Raw genomic sequence first — 17,989 nt, forward strand, 5'->3', positions numbered from 1 at the left:
TAAAAGATTTAAAACTTTATCGACTTGAAACAAATCAAACTTTAAACAAAAAATTAAAAAAATGGCAAAAGATATAAAATTTGATATTGAAGCACGTGACGGATTAAAACGCGGTGTTGATGCATTGGCAAATGCTGTAAAAGTAACGCTTGGACCAAAAGGTCGTAATGTAATTATCGGAAAATCTTTCGGTGGACCGACTGTTACTAAAGATGGTGTTTCTGTTGCAAAAGAAATCGAATTAAAAGACGCTCTAGAAAATATGGGTGCGCAAATGGTGAAAGAAGTTGCTTCTAAAACCAATGATTTAGCTGGAGACGGAACTACAACGGCTACCGTTTTAGCTCAGGCTATCGTAAAAGAAGGTCTTAAAAACGTTGCTGCTGGCGCAAATCCGATGGATTTAAAACGCGGTATCGACAAAGCTGTTGAAACAATAGTGGCTGACCTAGCAAAACAAGCTAAAGTTGTTGGAAGCGATTCAGACAAAATCAAACAAATTGCTTCTATCTCTGCTAATAATGACGAGGTTATTGGTGAATTAATCGCTACTGCTTTTGCTAAAGTTGGAAAAGAAGGTGTAATTACTGTAGAAGAAGCTAAAGGAACTGACACTTTTGTTGATGTTGTTGAAGGAATGCAGTTTGACAGAGGATATCTTTCTCCTTACTTCGTAACAAACCCAGAGAAAATGGAAGTTGAATTAGACTCTCCATACATCTTATTATATGATAAAAAAGTATCTTCTTTAAAAGAATTGCTTCCAGTTTTAGAGCCAGTTGCACAATCAGGAAAACCATTATTGATTATCGCTGAAGATGTTGACGGTGAAGCTCTTTCTACTTTGGTAGTAAACAAACTAAGAGGTGCGCTTAAAATTGCTGCTGTAAAAGCTCCTGGTTTCGGAGACAGAAGAAAAGCAATGTTAGAAGATATCGCTATCTTAACTGGCGGAACTGTAATTTCTGAAGAAAGAGGCTACACTCTTGAGAATACAACTATCGACATGTTAGGAAATGCCAAAAGAGTTGCAATCGATAAAGACAATACAACAATCGTAAGCGGTGCTGGCGAGGCTGATATCATCAAAAATCGTGTAAACCAAATCAAAGGTCAGATGGAAACTACTACATCTGATTACGATAAAGAAAAATTACAAGAGCGTTTGGCTAAATTAGCTGGAGGTGTTGCCGTTCTTTATGTTGGTGCTGCTTCTGAAGTTGAAATGAAAGAGAAAAAAGACAGAGTAGACGACGCGTTACACGCAACTCGTGCTGCTGTAGAAGAAGGAATCGTTGCCGGAGGTGGTGTTGCTTTGTTAAGAGCTAAAGCTGTTTTAGCAGACTTAAAAGCTGATAACGCTGATGAGGCTACTGGAATCCAAATTGTTTCTCGCGCTGTTGAAGCTCCGTTAAGAACTATCGTTGAAAACGCTGGTCTTGAAGGTTCTGTTGTGGTAGCAAAAGTTTCTGAAGGTTCTGGAGATTTTGGATACAACGCAAAAACTGACGAATATGTAGACATGCTTACTGCTGGAATTATCGATCCTAAAAAAGTAACTCGTGTGGCTCTTGAAAACGCTGCGTCTGTTTCTGGAATGATCTTGACTACAGAATGTGCATTGATTGATATTAAAGAAGAAAATGCCGGAGGCGGAATGCCAATGGGAGGCGGAATGCCAGGAATGATGTAATTCATTCTCTTCTTGAAACTTAAAAGCGTCGGATTTCTTTATCTGGCGCTTTTTTTTAGCCACAAATTACACAAATTTTCACGAATTATTTTTTCAATCTTTTGTGTATATTTTAATTAGCCACAGATTACACAGATTAAAAGGATTTTTATTTTATGCACATCATAGGTTCTAAAAATGAAATTTATCTGCTTAATCTGTAAAATCTGCGTGAAAAATTTTAAATGTATTCAATAAAGAAATCATTTTAATCTGTATAATTTGTGTAATCTGTGGCAATTTTTCACAAGCAGAATCATTCGTGGAAATTAGTGCAATTAGCGGCTACCATTTTTTATTTAACATTCTCTTTTTCTTTAAAAAATCTGTTATCTCTAACTTTGCAGTTATAATAAAATTCACAAAATGAAAAAATATTTTACCGCGCTCCTATCTCTATTTTTCTTCACAATTTCATTCGTTTTACAATCTCAACACAACAAAGACAACTATGTTGTTTTAGTTTCAATGGATGGATTTCGATGGGATTACGGCAAAATATATAATCTTCCGAACCTAAAACAAATTTCAAAAGAAGGTGTTCATGCCAAATCAATGAAGCCTTCGTATCCAACCAAGACTTTTCCAAATCATTATTCAATTGTAACTGGACTTTATCCAGATCATCACGGAATTATAAATAACGTTTTTTTCGACGCATCTTTAAACCAAACTTTTTCGCTATCTAGCAATGCCAAGAATGATTCTCGTTTCTATGGCGGAAATCCGATCTGGAATCTGGCAGAACAGCAAGGCGTAAAAACGGCGTCTTTTTTTTGGCCAGGTTCTGATATTGACAAAAGAAATCCGAGTTATTTTAAAAATTACGATGGTAAAATTCCATACGGAGCCAGAATCGATACAGTGATAAAATGGTTACAATTACCAGAAAAACAAAGACCTCATCTGGTAACTTTGTATTTTGACGAACCCGATCATACAGGACATAATTTTGGTCCGCTTTCGCCACAGACAGAAAAAGCAGTCATTAGAATGGATTCGATTATCGGTGAATTATCAAGAAGACTGAACAAATTGTCGATTGGAAAACAAATCAATTTAATCATCGTTTCTGACCACGGAATGGCCGACATCAACAATGATAAAAAAGTAGCCATTCTCGATTATCTCAAACCAGAATGGCTGGGTTATAAAGATGTCGTAAATCCGATTATGAGCTTACAAGCAAAATCCGGATTTCAGGATTCTATCGCAAATGCTTTAAAAAAAGTGCCACACATTATATTCTGGAAAGCTTCTGAAGTGCCAGAACGATTGCATTACGGAACAAACCCTCGTGTGCATGATTTTGTTATCGAAGCAGAAAAAGGTTGGAGTTTAGTAAGCAAAGAAAGTACGCATATAAAAGGCGGAACTCATGGTTACGACAACAACGAAAAGGATATGCATGCTATTTTTTACGCAAAAGGTCCTGCTTTTAAAACCAATAAAAAAGTAAAAACTTTTCCGAACGTTTCAGTTTACCCTTTAATTGCACATATTCTCGGACTGCAAATTGGCGAGATTGACGGGAAGTTAAAAGATGTAGACGCCATGCTTCGCTAATTAGAAAATGAGATAATTTTAATCAATAATACCTGTTGGTGAATTTTTTTTTTTCAATTCTATTAAATCAGCGTAGATATAAATCTGTCTAAATCAAAAGGCTTTAGTTGAATTACAATCAATTAAAGCCTTTTCTGTTATTCAAAAACCTTTTTAAGGCTATTTGCTCTTATTACAACCAATAACTTTCAAAGTGTAAATACAAATGCTATGAAAAAAGTTATTACCATTCTTGTCGCTATTCTATATTTTAGCACTTTCCTTTTAGCAAAAAAATATCCTGACATTCATATTTTAATTTTCTTTTCAGGAGTATTTGCCGGTCTTGCAATTGTCTTTTTCATCTATAAAACGTTTTCAAAAAAGAACAAAACGTATTAAATATATTAAATTGGAAAATGTGCAATGTGAAAATTAGATAATAATGGCAATTTCAGCAAACTCTAAAGTTCGGCTAAAGCCTTTTGATATTATAAATTCAACCTCCAGATAAATCTGAAGGCAATTAAAAAACAGCAAACCAGACAGGTTTTAAAACCTGTCTGGTTTATTACGTAGCTTAAACTACATTTTCTAATTTCCTAATTGACAAATCATCTCATTAAAAATTAGTCGAAACAGAAACCTCTTTCCATTTCCCCAATTCATCTTGAACGCTGGCAATTTTCTGATTTGCCATATTAAAGGCATCTTCTCCTAAAAACAAGTGTAACGGCGGATTTTGATCCTGACTCACTTTGATTAAAGCTTCTGCCAATTTTACTGGATCTCCCGGCTGATTTTCGTTGATATCCTCTTTATGAGCGCTTTGAGATTGTCTCACCTCCTTGTACTCCGCTATTGGGTTTTCTGGCAATAAAAGCGAACTGTCTTTTAAGAAATCGGTTCTAAAATACCCCGGATAAACAATTGTTGCGTGAACTCCAAAAGGTTTTATTTCTGCCGCTAGAGATTCGGTCAAACCGGCAACTGCAAATTTGGTCGAGCAGTAAATTCCCCAACCCGGAAATTCTCCATAATACCCTCCAACAGAAGAAATATTAAAAATATGCCCAGATTGATTCGTACGAAGAATCGGCATAGTGTGTCTGATTACATTCAATAATCCGAAAACATTTACTTCGTAATTTTTTCTGGCTTCTGCATCGGTCAGTTCTTCTAAAGCTCCTAATAAACCGTAACCAGCATTATTCACCAAAACATCAATTGTTTTAAAATGGTTTACAGTTTTATCAATAGCCGTTTTTACACTTTTTTCGTCCACCAAATCCATTTCTAGAGGAAGGAAATTTTCAGACGAACTTCCTAATACCGCAATTAAAGAAGCCTCACTTCTTGAAGTCGCCGCCACTTTAAAACCTTCTGCTAAAAGTTTTTTAGCCAATTCTAATCCGAGTCCTTTTGATGCACCTGTGATAAACCAAACTTTGTTATTTCCCATGATTTTTAAATTTTTACGTTTATAATGATAGGACAAAGTTATGGGCGAAGTACTTCCTAAAAATTAAAGCATTCAAGCAATAAGTTGCAAAAATCAATCAATTTCTGCTAATCGATAGTTTTTAGGCGAAACTTGAACATTTTTTTTGAAGAAATTAATAAAATGAGATAATTCATCAAAACCTAAACACCAGGCAATTTCATTGATATTCCAATTCGTTTGTTTTAAAAGAATCATCGCTTCCTGAACAATTCTTTCAGAAACAATCTGCGAAGTGGTTTTGCCTGTGGTTTCTTTCAAAGCCTTATTTAAATGATTAACATGTACGTTTAACTGATTGGCATATTCTGAAGGCGAACGGAAATTAATCTGTTGCGAGATGGACTCGACAGGAAATTGTCGTTCTAGCAATTCCATAAACAAGGAAGAAATCCGAATTGTAGCGTTCGATTTGCTGTATAATGAAGCAGTTACCGTTTGCGTTTTCAAAGCAAGATGAATAATCTCGAAGACCAAATTTCGCAACACATCGTATTTAAAAGCATAATCAGAATTGATTTCGTCAAACATTCTCAAATACACTGCTTTTAAGGATTCTGCTAAATCAGCAGAAATTGGAACAACCGGATTTCCGCCTGGCTGAAACAAAGGATATTCTTTTAAATTTCCGAATTGACTAAAAAATGCATCGGTAAAAATGCAGAAAAATCCCGTCTGGTTTTCATCAATATGCTCCCAACTATATGGAATCTGCGGATTGGCAAAAAACAATGCCTGATCTTCTATCGAAACGACTTTATCGGCATAATGCACTTTGTTCCTGCCCACGATCAAACTGATTTTATAAAAGTCTTTTCGAGTGTATGGCAATGGATTACAAGTGCTTCCGATATAGTCGTCCAACTTAAAAACATTAAAATGTCCGATCTCTTTTTTAAGGTTCTCGGGCATCCCGTTAATTTTAACGGTGTAAAAATCTTCTAGGGTTTCTGTGAGTTTCATTTTGTAAAGTTACAAAAATCAATCTTTGGTTAATTTCACGAATAGAAATTTTATCCATTAGATTATTTTTTAGGCAACTTATACCTGTGTTGGCGTAAAACTGGAATAAAAACCTAAGATAACACACACAGGCAAAAAAAATGTCGACAGCTTACAAAGTTAATGCATGCACTCTTGGTTATCTATGACGCCTATTATTACTAGTTAAGTACTATTCATTAAATACACATTTTTTATTATTAATGTTGATTTTCATAAATTCCCGAAACATTATAAATCTTTTAACTATGACAGATAAATATTACAATTAATTTTACAATCGTCTTATTGATATCATAATTCCTTTAATATCTTCTTTGTATGAAATTATTCATCAGGTTTTTTAGCTTCTTATTCTGCCTACAGTCCTTTTCGCAAACGAATAACAATCAAGACAAAATTTCAAAATACCTTACGGACTATTTTTCACAAGACCGCGAGATTATCCATGTGCAATTCAATAAAAATCTTTTTACAAATAATGAAGATATTGCCTTCAAAGGGTATATTCTCAGTAAAAACAGCAATATCCCAAACAGCAATACTACAAATGTCCAATTAATTATTTATAATGAAGAAAATCAAATAATTCAGAAACAATTGCTTTTTGCGCAGTCTGGTGTTTTTTCTGGGGGAATTCACTTAAGCGAAAAATTTAAGTCTGGCAAATACCATTTTCATTTCTATACAAACTGGATGAACAATTTTAAGGAAGACGATTCTTTTAATCAAACAATTGAAGTTATTGATAAAAATACACCATATGCATTTGAAACCAATGAGCCTAACTGGAAAACAGCATCGATAAGTTTATTTCCCGAAGGAGGAATTATAGTAAATGGCATCATTAATCTGATCGGAATTAAAATTACCGACTGTAACAAAATAGGAATAGAAATACCAGATGGGGTTATTTTAGATTCTAAATCAAATGAAATCACACACTTTCGTACTAACCAAATGGGAAACGGAGTTTTTTACCTAAGACCCGACTTAAACGAAAAATATACTCTTAAAATAAATAATGAAAAACTAAAAATAGAACAGCCTCTAGGCAAAATCGAAGAAACCGGAATTGTTTTAAGCGTTCCCAATAATCCTGCAAGAAGCAATTTACTTGTAGTTCTAAAGACAAATGAAAAAGGGCTTCAATCTTATCAAAATAAAAAATTTACCATCCTTATTCAACAAAATGGAAATTTTATGCAACAAGAAGTTACCTTCGCCAATAATAAGACAGAACAACCATTTTATTTTGACAAAAAATATTTATCTAATGGCGTAAATACAGTTAGAGTATTGGATGAAGATTTAAATGAAATTACAGAACGATTAACTTACATTGAGGAAGGCAAAAATCTGTCTACCGCAATAGATGCAAAAGCAACCGCTAACGACAGCATTATAGTATCGGGAAAAACAGACGCCAACAAAGTACATTTAAGTATTAGTGTTCTTCCTGAAAAAAACGTCTGCATCAATCAAAAGAAAACAATTTTAGGCACTTTTTACCTAAATGCCTATTTAGAGAAACCTGAAAATGATACTTATTTTTATTTCGACCCAGATAATATAAGACGGAGACAAGATATAGAGTTTTTATTGCTGAATCAGAAGAGAGGAAAATATTTATGGGAGAATATTAAATCAGGAGCACCAAAAATTAGTTTTGAATTTGAAAAGGGAGTCACAATAAATGGAAAAGTAGACAGCGAACTTAAACCGAATCCTAAAAACAAAATTTCTCTTGTTGCATTAAAAAATAATCTATTTGACCAGACCACTATCAATCAGAATAATGATTTTAAATTTGAGCATCTTTTTGTTCAGGATTCGACTTTTTTAGCTTTACAAATTACCAATGACAAAAACGCTACTTTGAATACAAAAGTAGAAGCGAGAATTAGTCGAAACGAACCTAGATTTGTTTTAGGACCGTCTTTTGAAAAAGCACTTTGTCCAATTACAAAAGCCACCGACAATGTTTTTAATTTTCAACCGCCAACAACAAAAGGAACTGATTTAAAGGAAGTAACGATTAAAAACACTTTCAAAAAAGAGGTTTTTACTCATAAAGCAGACATGAGTCCTATGGCCCAAGCCTTTAAATTCGGCGACAAAGATTACGGAACTGTTTTAAACTTCCTTTCTTTTCATGGATATAAGACAGGCGTTAATACCAATGATGGCGAGGTGTATATAAAAGATAGCAGAAGTTCTTATCTAGGAGATTCGGCAGGTTCGCCAAATGTTTATATTGACAATTTATTAGTCTTCGACTTTAATCAGCTTTTTAATATTACCTTAAATCAGATAGATGAAATCTATATCGATAAATCTGGAAGCTCAGATATTTCGACCGCAGGTCATGGTACAATTAAAATTTTCATGAAAACCGGACAAAACAATAATTCTTTTAAAGCAAAGTTCACGACGCTGATTGCAACAAAAGCTTTCGCACAAAACTTCATCTACAAAAGTGCGCCATTCGAAAATCAGCAGGAATTTAATTATTTCGGCACCTTGAACTGGTCGCCAAACATCGATTTAAGCGATCATTCAGACTATCAGATTAAAATTCCAAAAAACCAGCAAAAAGAAATACAAGTTTTAATAGAAGGTTTTAGTGATGAAGGACAATTAATTTCGGAAGTTAAAAAAGTTTCTGTTGGAGGAAATTTTAATTAGTGAATATGACAATTAGAAAATTTGATAATTCTTTAAATTAATCAATTTGGAATTTGGACCCGAGCGATAGCGAACAGGCGAAGTAATTTCAGCTATTGGTATTTCTAACTCACCACTTTATAATTCGGATCCTCAATAACATTAACATTAATCACCGCGTCGGCATTTTTGAGCAATTGTCGGCAATCGGGGCTTAAATGTTTTAGCTCAACCACTTTGTTTTCCTGTTTATATTTTTTGGTGAGATTGTTCAAAGCTTCAATGGCAGACATATCAGAAATACGGCTTTCCTTAAAATCGATCACAATATGGTTGGGGTCGTTTTTTACATCAAATTTTTCTAAAAAAGCAGTTGTAGAGCCAAAAAACAATGGCCCGTATATTTCGTAATGTTTGATTCCGTTTTCATCTGTATATTGGCGCGCTCGGATTCTTTTGGCGCTTTCCCAAGCAAAAACCAAAGCCGAAACAATTACTCCAATTAAAACCGCCAATGCTAGATTGTGCAGTACAATGGTAATTACGGCAACCAAAATTCCAACAAAAATATCATGTCTCGGCATTTTGGTAACGATTCTGAAACTTGCCCATTCAAAAGTGGTAATAGCCACCATCATCATCACACCAACGAGAGCTGCCATTGGCAATTTTCCGATTACTGGCGCTCCAAAAAGAATAATAACTAATATCGTGAAAGCAGCAATAATTCCCGAAAGCCTTGCACGAGAACCTGCGCCAAGATTTACCAAAGTCTGCGCAATCATTGGGCAGCCACCCATTCCGTAAAAAAAGCCGTTTAGGATATTAGAACTTCCTTGTGCGATACACTCACGATTGCTGTTTCCGCGTGTTCCTGTAATTTCATCGACTAGATTAAGCGTAAGCAGCCCCTCTGTTAGACCAACCGCCGCAACAATTACAGAGTACGGAAATATCACTTTTAAAGTTTCAAAAGAAAGCGGAATATTCGGAATGTGAAACGGAGGAAATCCGCCTTGAACAGAGGCGATATCTTCTACTGTTTTGGTTTCGATATTGAAGACAATCACCAAAGCAAAAACAATCATAATTGCAACTAAGGATGCGGGAACTGCCTTGGTTATTTTAGGAAAAATCAAAACAATGGCGACAGTAAGCGCTACCAAACCCAGCATAATATATAGCGGCGTTCCTTGAAGCCAAGAAACCTGTCCGTTTACAATGGTTTTAAACTGCTCGAGCTGCGACATAAAAATCACCACTGCCAATCCGTTTACGAAACCATACATTACCGGTTGCGGCACCAAGCGAATAAACTTTCCGAGTTTAAAAAGTCCGATGCAGATCTGCACGACACCACCCAGCGCGACGGCCGCAAACACATATTCGATTCCGTGCGATTTCATTAAAGCAATCAATACGATTACCGTTGCTCCTGCTCCTCCAGAAATCATTCCTGGTCTTCCTCCAAAAATAGCAGTTATCAATCCGGCAATAAAAGCGGCGTACAAACCCACCAAAGGCGGAAATCCAGCCAGAATCGCAAAAGACAACGATTCCGGGATCATGGTCATGGCAACAGTTAAACCTGCTAAAATTTCATTTTTATAATTTACTTTCTGCGTAAAATCGAAGAGTTGGAATGCTTTTTTCATAGGGGGCAAATTTAGGGAAATAAAAGAAAAAACCTTTGACTTGCCATTGTTTCATGCAGATTTTTACACCGTATAAATAATCGGCAATTCAGCCCATTACAATAATAAAAGCATAAAAGCCGTAAAACCTAGATTTTACAGCTCTTTATTTTTTTAAACACAATCTGAACAGGTATTTTATTTGAGGATTTGTAATGCAATTAGTTCACTTTTTTCTCTACTTTAAGCCCTGTAATACTATACTTCGCTATAATTCCGAAAACAATTCTTTTTCCTAAAGTGCTGTCGTCTCCTGCATGATTTCCAAACAAATCAGTCGTTTGTACAAAAAGACCTCCCATTAACCTATTATCGTTGCTATTATAGGCATGCAAGCCGAGTCCTAGAATGGTATTGTTTTTCAGTTTGTCGCTTTTATCATAAATTCGGTGCCTTAAATAAGGATTGACAGATAAGTATATGGCGCTTGTTTTTTCGCTTTCGGCGCTTTCCTTCATGGGCATTAAATAAACATAATCGAAATTAAGGTCGTAACGCATATAAGAATCAAACGTACCCGACAAAGCCTTTATTTCTTCAGAAGTTGTAAACTCGCCATCTGTAATTGTAGTATCTTGTTTCTCTAGCTTATAAGTTGTAGTGGTCAATGCGCTTATGTTGTTGGTGTAATTTACGCTGGTGCTTAAACCAATATAATTATACCTCTTAAAATTATAAGTACTTCCGAGTTCAATGGTATAACCGTTAAAGGTACGGTCTACAAATCTGTCTGCTACTAACGTACTGTCATTAGCTAAATCATATTTATAGGCATCTCCTTTTACGGTTGGTCTTAAATAGAGAAGGAAAGAGTTTAGTGAAGTGTTTTTAGCAATTGTTGTATTTATCTTTTGAGTATTCCCTTTATCTTCTTGAGATTTATATTCTACAATTAATTTGTTGAATATTTCTTTTAGTTTCTTAATTTCCTTTGTTTCAGTTTTTGTACTTACTGTTTTAAGATAGTTTACTTCGGTGGTGGTTTTTTCAATATCTCTTTTTACTTTTTCAGAAGCCTTTTCCCAATTCGCTTTATCAAATGGTTCGGTAAATGAATAATCTGGGTAAACAATTTCAATTTTTTGTTCTGTAATAAGAAAACAATCTTTATAAATATCGTTTCTTAATTTTTCTAAAGTCACATACTGTCGTTCGTTAGCATTTATATTTTTTTCAATTGCAGAAATCTGCTTCGAAATTTGAGCTTTTTTAGCTGCATTTGTTTCAACCGAAAGTTGTTCTTTAAGAGTTGGCAGATTATCAATATGACTTTTCCATTCAGAATAGATTTTTACCTTTTTTAAACCTTCATCTATTGCCACTTCTAAACTTGTAATCTTTTCTAAATGCTTACTTTTTGTTTCAAGATTTGTTAGTTCTTGGCCTTTAAAAAGATCAAGAGTTTGGATAGCACCCTCATAAAACCGGACGTAACGATTCGGTTTTATCTTTGTAGTATCAATTTCTAGAAGACTTTTTTTTGCTCCTGTTTGATTTAGTACTGTTTCAAGCAATTCTTTTGTAATCTCCGCTTTAATTGAACTTATCCTTTCAGACTGTTCGCCCCCCTGAAAAGCCTCATAGATTTTATCGATTCCCCCACATTTTATAGAAGTCCATGATTTTTTCCATCCTATCAATCCACCAATTGATGCAGCAGAGGCAACTTTTTCTCCAGAAAATAATGTCCCTAATCCATCTTTGATACCTCCTTTAATTTCTGCGCCCCACAGCCAACCGTTTTCTTTGAATCGGGATTTTAACACTTCACTCATGCATTTTTTAACTTCTTTGCTTTTCGTCACATCATTCGACCAGCACTCTTCAATTGATTTAGGAATGCTTTCACCTTTTTCTTTTGAAAACTCTTTATTTATCGCAAAAACAGCTGATGTACTATTAGTAATATCCAAATTAAATGCAGCTGCCGGAACGACAATAGTACTATTGCCATCCGCATCCTGACCTAATGTTTGAGCATTCAAGCATAAAGTACTTGTTAGCCACCAACATAAAATAATCGTACTAATAAATGATTTATTTTTCATATTTATTTTTTTTCTATAGTACCAACAAGTAAAACATCGGGCCCTTTACCTTGCGTTGTAGGAGGAGACATTTTGCGAGGTTTGCCATAAGGAATTTCGATTTCTGTTGCAGTAAAACTCCAAGGCGCCTCAGTCGTTGGTGCTGTTACAGCAATTTCGAATCTATAATGTGGAAGCACTAACTTTGTGGGTATTGTTTCTCCTTCCGGATCAGCTTCTTCTCCATTAATTTTTAAGTTAGAAACTCCCTGTGCTGTATAAGTAATTAAAGCTGGTATAGTTTGCGCCAAAGCAATATTTCCCGCCTCATAATTAAATAAAGAAGATTTTGAAGTTACATCAGCAATAGTCTTGAGACTGGCCGTTTTAGGAAAAAACCCTTTAAGAGTTTTTTCGTTGATTGAGTACAATTCTGATTGAGAATCAAAATATTTTTCCGTTGCAAGAATTTCGATGATTTTTGTTATAATCTTTTCTTCCCTCGCTGTAAAATCCTGTTTTGTAGTTGTTTTTTCCATGATAGATTTAATTTAAGTTTTTGGTTACCGTAAAAATGAATACCATTTACGAATCCAAATTAACCAAAAGTTTTCTTGCCAAAACAAGGGTAAACCCCTAATTTAAAACAAAATAAAACCCTACTCAAAACACAAAAACAAACAAATCTAGCTTCATTGTTTTATTACAGATTTGTACCAATTACCTCATCGGTTCGCCATCAACTTTGTGTAAAGCTGCATTATCAAAAACAAAAAAAGCTGTGAAAAAAATTAATTTTTCACAGCTTTTTTTTGACGATATTTTTCTGCCTGCTAAATCCTTTTTATCAATCACAGCTCATTAATGCAAGCAAAATCTTTATGGCAGAAGATTCTGGAACTAACTTAAAAGCTCTAAAACAAAGGCAGACAGAAAAAGAATAAAATTCATCATTTTTAATAATCTATTTAAATAAAAAACCAATACAAAATACTTACAAAAAAACGAGATACAGCCGCGTATTTATACGTGATTTTTTGTTTCAAGTTTTTTGTTTCAAGTTTTAGGTTTCAGGTTTGACTCAGTAACTTGAAACCTGAAACTTGAAACCAAACTTTTTTATTCCAATCTTACACACGAAAACCCAAGATTGTTAAGATAATCTACTATGGTGTTCCATTGTGGTTCTAAGGCTTCTACACGTAGAATTTTGTCGCAATCTTCTAAATCAAAATTAATTTTATAAGTAGGAAATTGCCTTTTGATTACGGCAATAATGTAATTTGTTTCGGTTTCTTGCTGAACATTGGTTTTAAAAACTTCTACCATGATTACTTTTTTTTAAGACTAAATTTTCAATTAAATATTCTCAAAATAAATTTATGTCCGAGTACATAATGTCTTTGGCTATTCGCATTAGACGTTCTGTCTCTCCTTCTGTTACATCTCTATGGCAACTTTAGGAACGGATTAAATTCTAAACAAAAATAGATTTCAATTCCTTAATATTATAGTCTTTTTATACCAGTGGCGTACAATTTATACGAATGGCGTTCGTATAAATTGTAGCATTCAAAGCTTTATAAACTACACGATTATAGTATTTTTGCCCTTATGACGATTGCTAAAATTTACCAGAACTTTATTCTGCGAAACATTCTTGTAAACACTCTTGTTTATTTTGTTATTCTGGCTTGTGTTTATGATGAGGTAAAACAGGAAGGACACGACATTAATTTTCTATTTACCAAAGTTGCGCTTGGCTACTTTCCTTGTATTATCTGGGTTACCTGTTTTAATGTTTTCATTATCAGACCATTTCTGTTTCGCAAAAAGCTCAAATTTTTCTTTGCACTTCTTTTCGTCTACTGGACAGGCTTTTTCTATTTTATGGATTGGTTTTTTCCATTTGTCGGACTAGGAAACCTTAAAGCGCTTCAGATGTTATCGCTGATCATCAACGGTACTTTTTTCTATTTTGTCCATATCGTTATTACCAAAAAAATGACGCAGGCCGACAAAGATATAATGAATTTTAAATCGGAACTTTCGTTTTTGAAACAGCAGCTAAATCCGCATTTTTTGCTGAATGCCATGAACAATCTTTACGGCGAATCACTCTCTGAACCCGACAAAGTTCCCGACCGGATCCTGAATCTTTCGGATATGCTGCGTTATCAGATTGAAGCCTCTAAAAAGGATTTTGTCTTGGTTGAAGAAGAAATTGCTTTCGTTAAAAAATATATCGAATATTATACCTTTAGGAACGAAAGGTTAACCGTAAACCAGAATATCGAAGGCGTTAACAAAGAAATCGAGATACCGCCTCTGTTCTTTTTGCCTTTGGTTGAAAACGCTGTGAAATTTTCTGCCGAAACTGCTGAACCTTTTATTAATCTGGATTTAAAAGTAAAATGCCGAAATTTGACTTTTACTTTAAGAAACAATTATCTCGATTCGGGTTCGCGTCTTTCTGGAACCGGAATCGGAATTGAGAACCTGAAAAGGCGTCTGGAAGTTTACGGCCTTAAACACGATTTAAGCTGTCAGAAGGAAAAAAATATGTTTGTTGTAAAATTAAGTATATGGCACTTACCTACCGCTGTCTCATAATCGACGACGAATCGCCGGCGCATAAAGCCTTGATTTCGCACATCTCAAAATTCGACGAACTCGAACATTCCGGAAGCGCTTTTAATGGTATGGAAGCCATAAAACTTCTTAACGAGAATCAATACGATATTATTTTTCTGGACATCAATATGCCGGTCATTTCTGGCGTCGAGTTGATGGAGCTGCAACCTAATCGACCGCTTACGATTGTAACCACCGCTTATTCTGATTTTGCATTGTCGGCTTACCAAAACGATGCAATTGACTATCTTTTAAAACCGATTTCTCCTGATAAATTTGCCAAAGCTGTAGAAAAAGCCAAAACGTATTTTTATGGAAACAGTCTGAGAAAAGAAAACAACAGCGACTCAAAAACTCTTTCTTATCGCATTAACGGACAAAATGTTGACATGCCTCTTCAGGATATTATTTATATCGAAAGCCTTGGAAATTATATGAAACTCTACAGCGCCAAACTAAGTTTACCGCATATTATTTACGGTTCGCTCTCGAGCATTTCTGCAGAAATTGACTGTAAAAATTTCGTTCAGGTGCATCGTTCTTTTATTGTTAATACTGCTAAAATCACATCGGTGAGGTTCAAGAATATAACAATGTGCAATGGTGAAATTATTCCTGTGGGAAGAAAGTATCAGATTTTGTTGGATAATCTTTTAATTAGATAATTTGTCAATTTGATAATTAGATAATTTTCTGAAAGCCAAAAACTTCAAGTAATGTGTTATATGCCTAGAAATGCTGTTTTATTTCTAGATGCAAATAATAAAATAATTGCTTATCTAGAAATCTGTTTCGGTTGTGATAATTACAGGTCAAGCGACAAACGATTGAATATTGGAGAATATTGCAATACAAAATATAAAATGCTAAAATCTATATTCGAAAACAGCAGTATTAAATACGGCATTTCTATTGATGATTAACTCCTCTTTCTAAAATAAGCAATCGCCCCAGTAGACCACAAAGCCAGAAAAATCAGAACAGGCTGAAAAAACAATCGTATCATGCGTGCTTGATCTGTATCTAATCCAAAGGCGGGTGTTTTGTTGAGGTATTGTGCAATATTTCCTGGGAAAACCAATACATAGAATACCGCCAGCGCAATACCAACTATTACTTGGTATCGGGTTAGAAACAACATTGCCAATCCGAGGGCTATTTCGACAACGCCTGAAAGCATTACCACCAAATCTTTATCCATAGGAATCCAGTCTGGGACTTGTGCCTGAAATTCGGCTCTCTGAAAAGTAAAATGTCCAAAAGCGGCTGTAATCATAAATAGTCCCAAAAGTATGCGGACAAAATTCTGAATTCCTGATGTCTTAGTAGTTTCCATACGTGTCTTGTTTGTTTCTATTCAAATTTACGATTTATAACCAAGAATTATTTTCTAAAGTTTGCCCATAGCATTTATCTAATACCCACATCGTGATAACTTAATTTTAAACATTTATCTAATAAAACTCTAACCGTTGGGTGTAATATCTGCTAAAATCTGCGTGAAATCCTTTTGCTTGTAAATTTTTCACGCAGATTCAAACAGATTATTTATATCTAGTTGATTTAATAAAATTGAAAAAAATAATTTCACCCAACGGGTTAAAACGCTTATTTTATTTACTTTTAGCTCCAAAACCAATCCAAAATCACACTGCTTTTTATGGACAATTTTAAAGGAATTTTATTCTTTGCCGCCATATTTACATTTCTAGTATCTCTTGCAATGACCGGAAGCCAATTGACATTTTACTTTAAAAATAAAGAGATGTTCGATAATCCTAGACAATACAGCAAAGAATATGTGGTCATCGATTCGACTTTTACCGAAACGCAAGGCTCAAAAAATAAAAAAGTATTTTATTACGGCCTGTCTAAAAAATTTGACAATTATAAAACAGTATTCGACCTTAATGTTCCAGACGGCAGTGCGCTACTTGAAGATGAAATCATCGTTGAACCTGTCAAAGATCCTTTAAATGATACGATTGTTCATTATTATGCATGGGTAAACAAACAGAAACACATTGGCTACATTGCCAATTCTTATGAGCAATCTATACAAGAAAACTGGATTTTTTCTGACCGCATTTACAACATAAAACTCAACATCGGTTTTCTCGTTTTTTCACTTGTTATCTTTTTCTGGCTTAAAGTGTACAAGATTTTTCAGAAGTAATACAAATTTGTCTCACAAGATTATTTTCAAAATATCAAAAAAGCGTGCCTTAGCGCCTTAGTGTCAAAAACGTAAGCAAGCCAACCAACATCCTTTGTTAATTCTTTTCTTCAAAAAAAATATTTAGATGAATAACTTTTCTTACTTATTTATTTAAATTCGCACAATTCAGAACCACTAAGATTATTTTATAACTCATGAGCATTTTTAGGTTTCTTAAACGATCAGATATAGAATGTCCGAGATGTCTTGGCAAAGGATTTGTTGACTTAGAAGACATCATTCGCTTAAAAAGACAATTAAAATGGGTTCCGGCTCCTTGCGCTTACTGCAATGCAACAGGAAGAGTCGCAAAAGAAATGCTGGAAAAAGTCGCTGTAGACTGCATGTACCTCACTATAGATTTACCCGAATCTATCATCGAAAAAATAAAAGACGGCGACCAAGAAACTATAGAAAAAGGCAAACTACGCGAACGTTTTATAGACAACCTCATACAGTATGCAGAAGAGCATTATTTCGATAAAAACATGGATGCCGAAAGCATCGCAAATCTTTATTTAAGCACCGAAGAAGAAAACGCCGCTTTTTCTGTTACCAAAGAAGAACTCATACAGTACGTTCAAGACGTAATCGAATTGAAATACGCTGAAATCGCCACAAAGAAAAATCCTTAGCATCTTAGCAAAAACCCGTATAAATACGTATAGCTGCTATAATTTATAATGGTAATATTGTGGTTATGATTTTTATTTAGAATTTAGTTTATTCCGAAAGGATTTTATATTAAATGCTGTCATATTTTTTTTGGAGAAATAATTGAGGTTTTAGTCTGTTGATTAAAATCTCTTTTTTTTTGGTTTTTTGCCGCTAAGGCGCTAGGGCACGAAGTTTTTTTTTTGTTATTAAGGCACTAATAATTTTTAATTTTTAATTTTTAATTTTTAATCGCAATTAAATCTACGACGCCAAACTTACAGCTTTAAAAAGCTGCTTTATTGCAATCTATTT

At 34.4% G+C, this 17,989-nt stretch carries 15 protein-coding genes; 8 read left to right on the forward strand and 7 right to left on the reverse strand.

Translation table 11 applies throughout. The features are described from left to right. Positions 1–61 precede the first annotated feature (61 nt). Positions 62–1,693, forward strand: coding sequence for a chaperonin GroEL (gene groL, locus E0W73_RS10080; RefSeq protein ID WP_135221947.1), 1,632 nt, complete (start codon positions 62–64; stop codon positions 1,691–1,693). Positions 1,694–2,098: 405 nt separating this feature from the next. After that, entirely contained in the window at positions 2,099–3,298 is a 1,200-nt protein-coding gene (locus E0W73_RS10085; RefSeq protein WP_135221948.1) for an alkaline phosphatase family protein, read from the forward strand. A gap of 601 nt (positions 3,299–3,899) precedes the next feature. On the opposite strand, the gene E0W73_RS10090 is transcribed toward E0W73_RS10085, so the two are convergent. Together E0W73_RS10090 and E0W73_RS10095 are read right to left on the reverse strand one after the other, a co-directional pair. After that, positions 3,900–4,739, reverse strand: a complete 840-nt coding sequence (locus E0W73_RS10090; RefSeq protein ID WP_135221949.1) for an oxidoreductase — start codon at positions 4,737–4,739, stop codon at positions 3,900–3,902. A gap of 93 nt (positions 4,740–4,832) precedes the next feature. Beyond that, the gene (locus E0W73_RS10095; RefSeq protein ID WP_135221950.1) at positions 4,833–5,741 is read right to left on the reverse strand and encodes a helix-turn-helix domain-containing protein; all 909 of its coding nucleotides are present in this window, start codon (positions 5,739–5,741) and stop codon (positions 4,833–4,835) included. A gap of 360 nt (positions 5,742–6,101) precedes the next feature. Between E0W73_RS10095 and E0W73_RS10100 the strand changes: the two genes are divergently transcribed. After that, positions 6,102–8,468, forward strand: a complete 2,367-nt coding sequence (locus E0W73_RS10100) for a hypothetical protein (RefSeq protein WP_135221951.1) — start codon at positions 6,102–6,104, stop codon at positions 8,466–8,468. Between the two features lie 104 nt (positions 8,469–8,572). On the opposite strand, the gene E0W73_RS10105 is transcribed toward E0W73_RS10100, so the two are convergent. From E0W73_RS10105 to E0W73_RS10120, 4 genes are all read right to left on the reverse strand, one after another. Continuing rightward, entirely contained in the window at positions 8,573–10,102 is a 1,530-nt protein-coding gene (locus E0W73_RS10105; protein WP_135221952.1) for a SulP family inorganic anion transporter, read from the reverse strand. A gap of 200 nt (positions 10,103–10,302) precedes the next feature. Next, on the reverse strand, positions 10,303–12,189 hold the full coding sequence (locus tag E0W73_RS10110; protein WP_135221953.1) for a coiled-coil domain-containing protein: 1,887 nt from the start codon (positions 12,187–12,189) through the stop codon (positions 10,303–10,305). Between the two features lie 2 nt (positions 12,190–12,191). Beyond that, entirely contained in the window at positions 12,192–12,707 is a 516-nt protein-coding gene (locus tag E0W73_RS10115; RefSeq protein ID WP_135221954.1) for a hypothetical protein, read from the reverse strand. A gap of 580 nt (positions 12,708–13,287) precedes the next feature. Next, a complete protein-coding gene (locus tag E0W73_RS10120) occupies positions 13,288–13,497 on the reverse strand; it encodes a hypothetical protein (protein ID WP_244248466.1) in 210 nt (69 codons plus the stop codon). 285 nt (positions 13,498–13,782) lie between these two features. Between E0W73_RS10120 and E0W73_RS10125 the strand changes: the two genes are divergently transcribed. Genes E0W73_RS10125 through E0W73_RS10135 form a run of 3 tightly spaced genes read left to right on the forward strand, consistent with a single transcriptional unit; the run spans position 13,783 to position 15,725 of the window. Further along, the gene (locus E0W73_RS10125; RefSeq protein WP_135221956.1) at positions 13,783–14,781 is read left to right on the forward strand and encodes a sensor histidine kinase; all 999 of its coding nucleotides are present in this window, start codon (positions 13,783–13,785) and stop codon (positions 14,779–14,781) included. Beyond that, on the forward strand, positions 14,754–15,467 hold the full coding sequence (locus tag E0W73_RS10130) for a LytR/AlgR family response regulator transcription factor (protein WP_135221957.1): 714 nt from the start codon (positions 14,754–14,756) through the stop codon (positions 15,465–15,467). Before E0W73_RS10125 ends, E0W73_RS10130 begins: the two co-directional genes overlap by 28 nt. Before the next feature lie 51 nt (positions 15,468–15,518). Continuing rightward, positions 15,519–15,725 carry a hypothetical protein gene (locus E0W73_RS10135; protein ID WP_135221958.1) on the forward strand — a complete coding sequence of 69 codons (207 nt, stop codon included), beginning with the start codon at positions 15,519–15,521 and terminating at the stop codon, positions 15,723–15,725. Here E0W73_RS10135 and E0W73_RS10140 read toward each other — a convergent pair. After that, on the reverse strand, positions 15,722–16,138 hold the full coding sequence (locus E0W73_RS10140; RefSeq protein ID WP_135221959.1) for a DoxX family protein: 417 nt from the start codon (positions 16,136–16,138) through the stop codon (positions 15,722–15,724). The two genes, E0W73_RS10135 and E0W73_RS10140, sit on opposite strands and share 4 nt — an antisense overlap. Positions 16,139–16,462: 324 nt before the next feature. Here E0W73_RS10140 and E0W73_RS10145 point away from each other — a divergent pair, with 324 nt between their 5' ends. After that, the gene (locus tag E0W73_RS10145; protein WP_135221960.1) at positions 16,463–16,978 is read left to right on the forward strand and encodes a hypothetical protein; all 516 of its coding nucleotides are present in this window, start codon (positions 16,463–16,465) and stop codon (positions 16,976–16,978) included. A gap of 197 nt (positions 16,979–17,175) precedes the next feature. Beyond that, positions 17,176–17,655: a hypothetical protein gene (locus E0W73_RS10150; RefSeq protein ID WP_135221961.1), complete on the forward strand. Its 480-nt coding sequence runs from the start codon at positions 17,176–17,178 to the stop codon at positions 17,653–17,655. The last annotated feature ends 334 nt before the right edge of the window (positions 17,656–17,989 follow it).

It is taken from the genome of Flavobacterium foetidum (assembly GCF_004634245.1).
GTDB classification, from domain to species: domain Bacteria; phylum Bacteroidota; class Bacteroidia; order Flavobacteriales; family Flavobacteriaceae; genus Flavobacterium; species Flavobacterium foetidum.

Coding starts and splice junctions, on each gene's coding strand:
- groL (WP_135221947.1), top strand. CDS start 62: ATGGCAAAAGATATAAAATTTGATATTGAAGCACGTGACGGATTAAAA.
- E0W73_RS10085 (WP_135221948.1), top strand. CDS start 2,099: ATGAAAAAATATTTTACCGCGCTCCTATCTCTATTTTTCTTCACAATT.
- E0W73_RS10090 (WP_135221949.1), bottom strand. CDS start 4,739: ATGGGAAATAACAAAGTTTGGTTTATCACAGGTGCATCAAAAGGACTC.
- E0W73_RS10095 (WP_135221950.1), bottom strand. CDS start 5,741: ATGAAACTCACAGAAACCCTAGAAGATTTTTACACCGTTAAAATTAAC.
- E0W73_RS10100 (WP_135221951.1), top strand. CDS start 6,102: ATGAAATTATTCATCAGGTTTTTTAGCTTCTTATTCTGCCTACAGTCC.
- E0W73_RS10105 (WP_135221952.1), bottom strand. CDS start 10,102: ATGAAAAAAGCATTCCAACTCTTCGATTTTACGCAGAAAGTAAATTAT.
- E0W73_RS10110 (WP_135221953.1), bottom strand. CDS start 12,189: ATGAAAAATAAATCATTTATTAGTACGATTATTTTATGTTGGTGGCTA.
- E0W73_RS10115 (WP_135221954.1), bottom strand. CDS start 12,707: ATGGAAAAAACAACTACAAAACAGGATTTTACAGCGAGGGAAGAAAAG.
- E0W73_RS10120 (WP_244248466.1), bottom strand. CDS start 13,497: ATGGTAGAAGTTTTTAAAACCAATGTTCAGCAAGAAACCGAAACAAAT.
- E0W73_RS10125 (WP_135221956.1), top strand. CDS start 13,783: ATGACGATTGCTAAAATTTACCAGAACTTTATTCTGCGAAACATTCTT.
- E0W73_RS10130 (WP_135221957.1), top strand. CDS start 14,754: ATGGCACTTACCTACCGCTGTCTCATAATCGACGACGAATCGCCGGCG.
- E0W73_RS10135 (WP_135221958.1), top strand. CDS start 15,519: ATGTGTTATATGCCTAGAAATGCTGTTTTATTTCTAGATGCAAATAAT.
- E0W73_RS10140 (WP_135221959.1), bottom strand. CDS start 16,138: ATGGAAACTACTAAGACATCAGGAATTCAGAATTTTGTCCGCATACTT.
- E0W73_RS10145 (WP_135221960.1), top strand. CDS start 16,463: ATGGACAATTTTAAAGGAATTTTATTCTTTGCCGCCATATTTACATTT.
- E0W73_RS10150 (WP_135221961.1), top strand. CDS start 17,176: ATGAGCATTTTTAGGTTTCTTAAACGATCAGATATAGAATGTCCGAGA.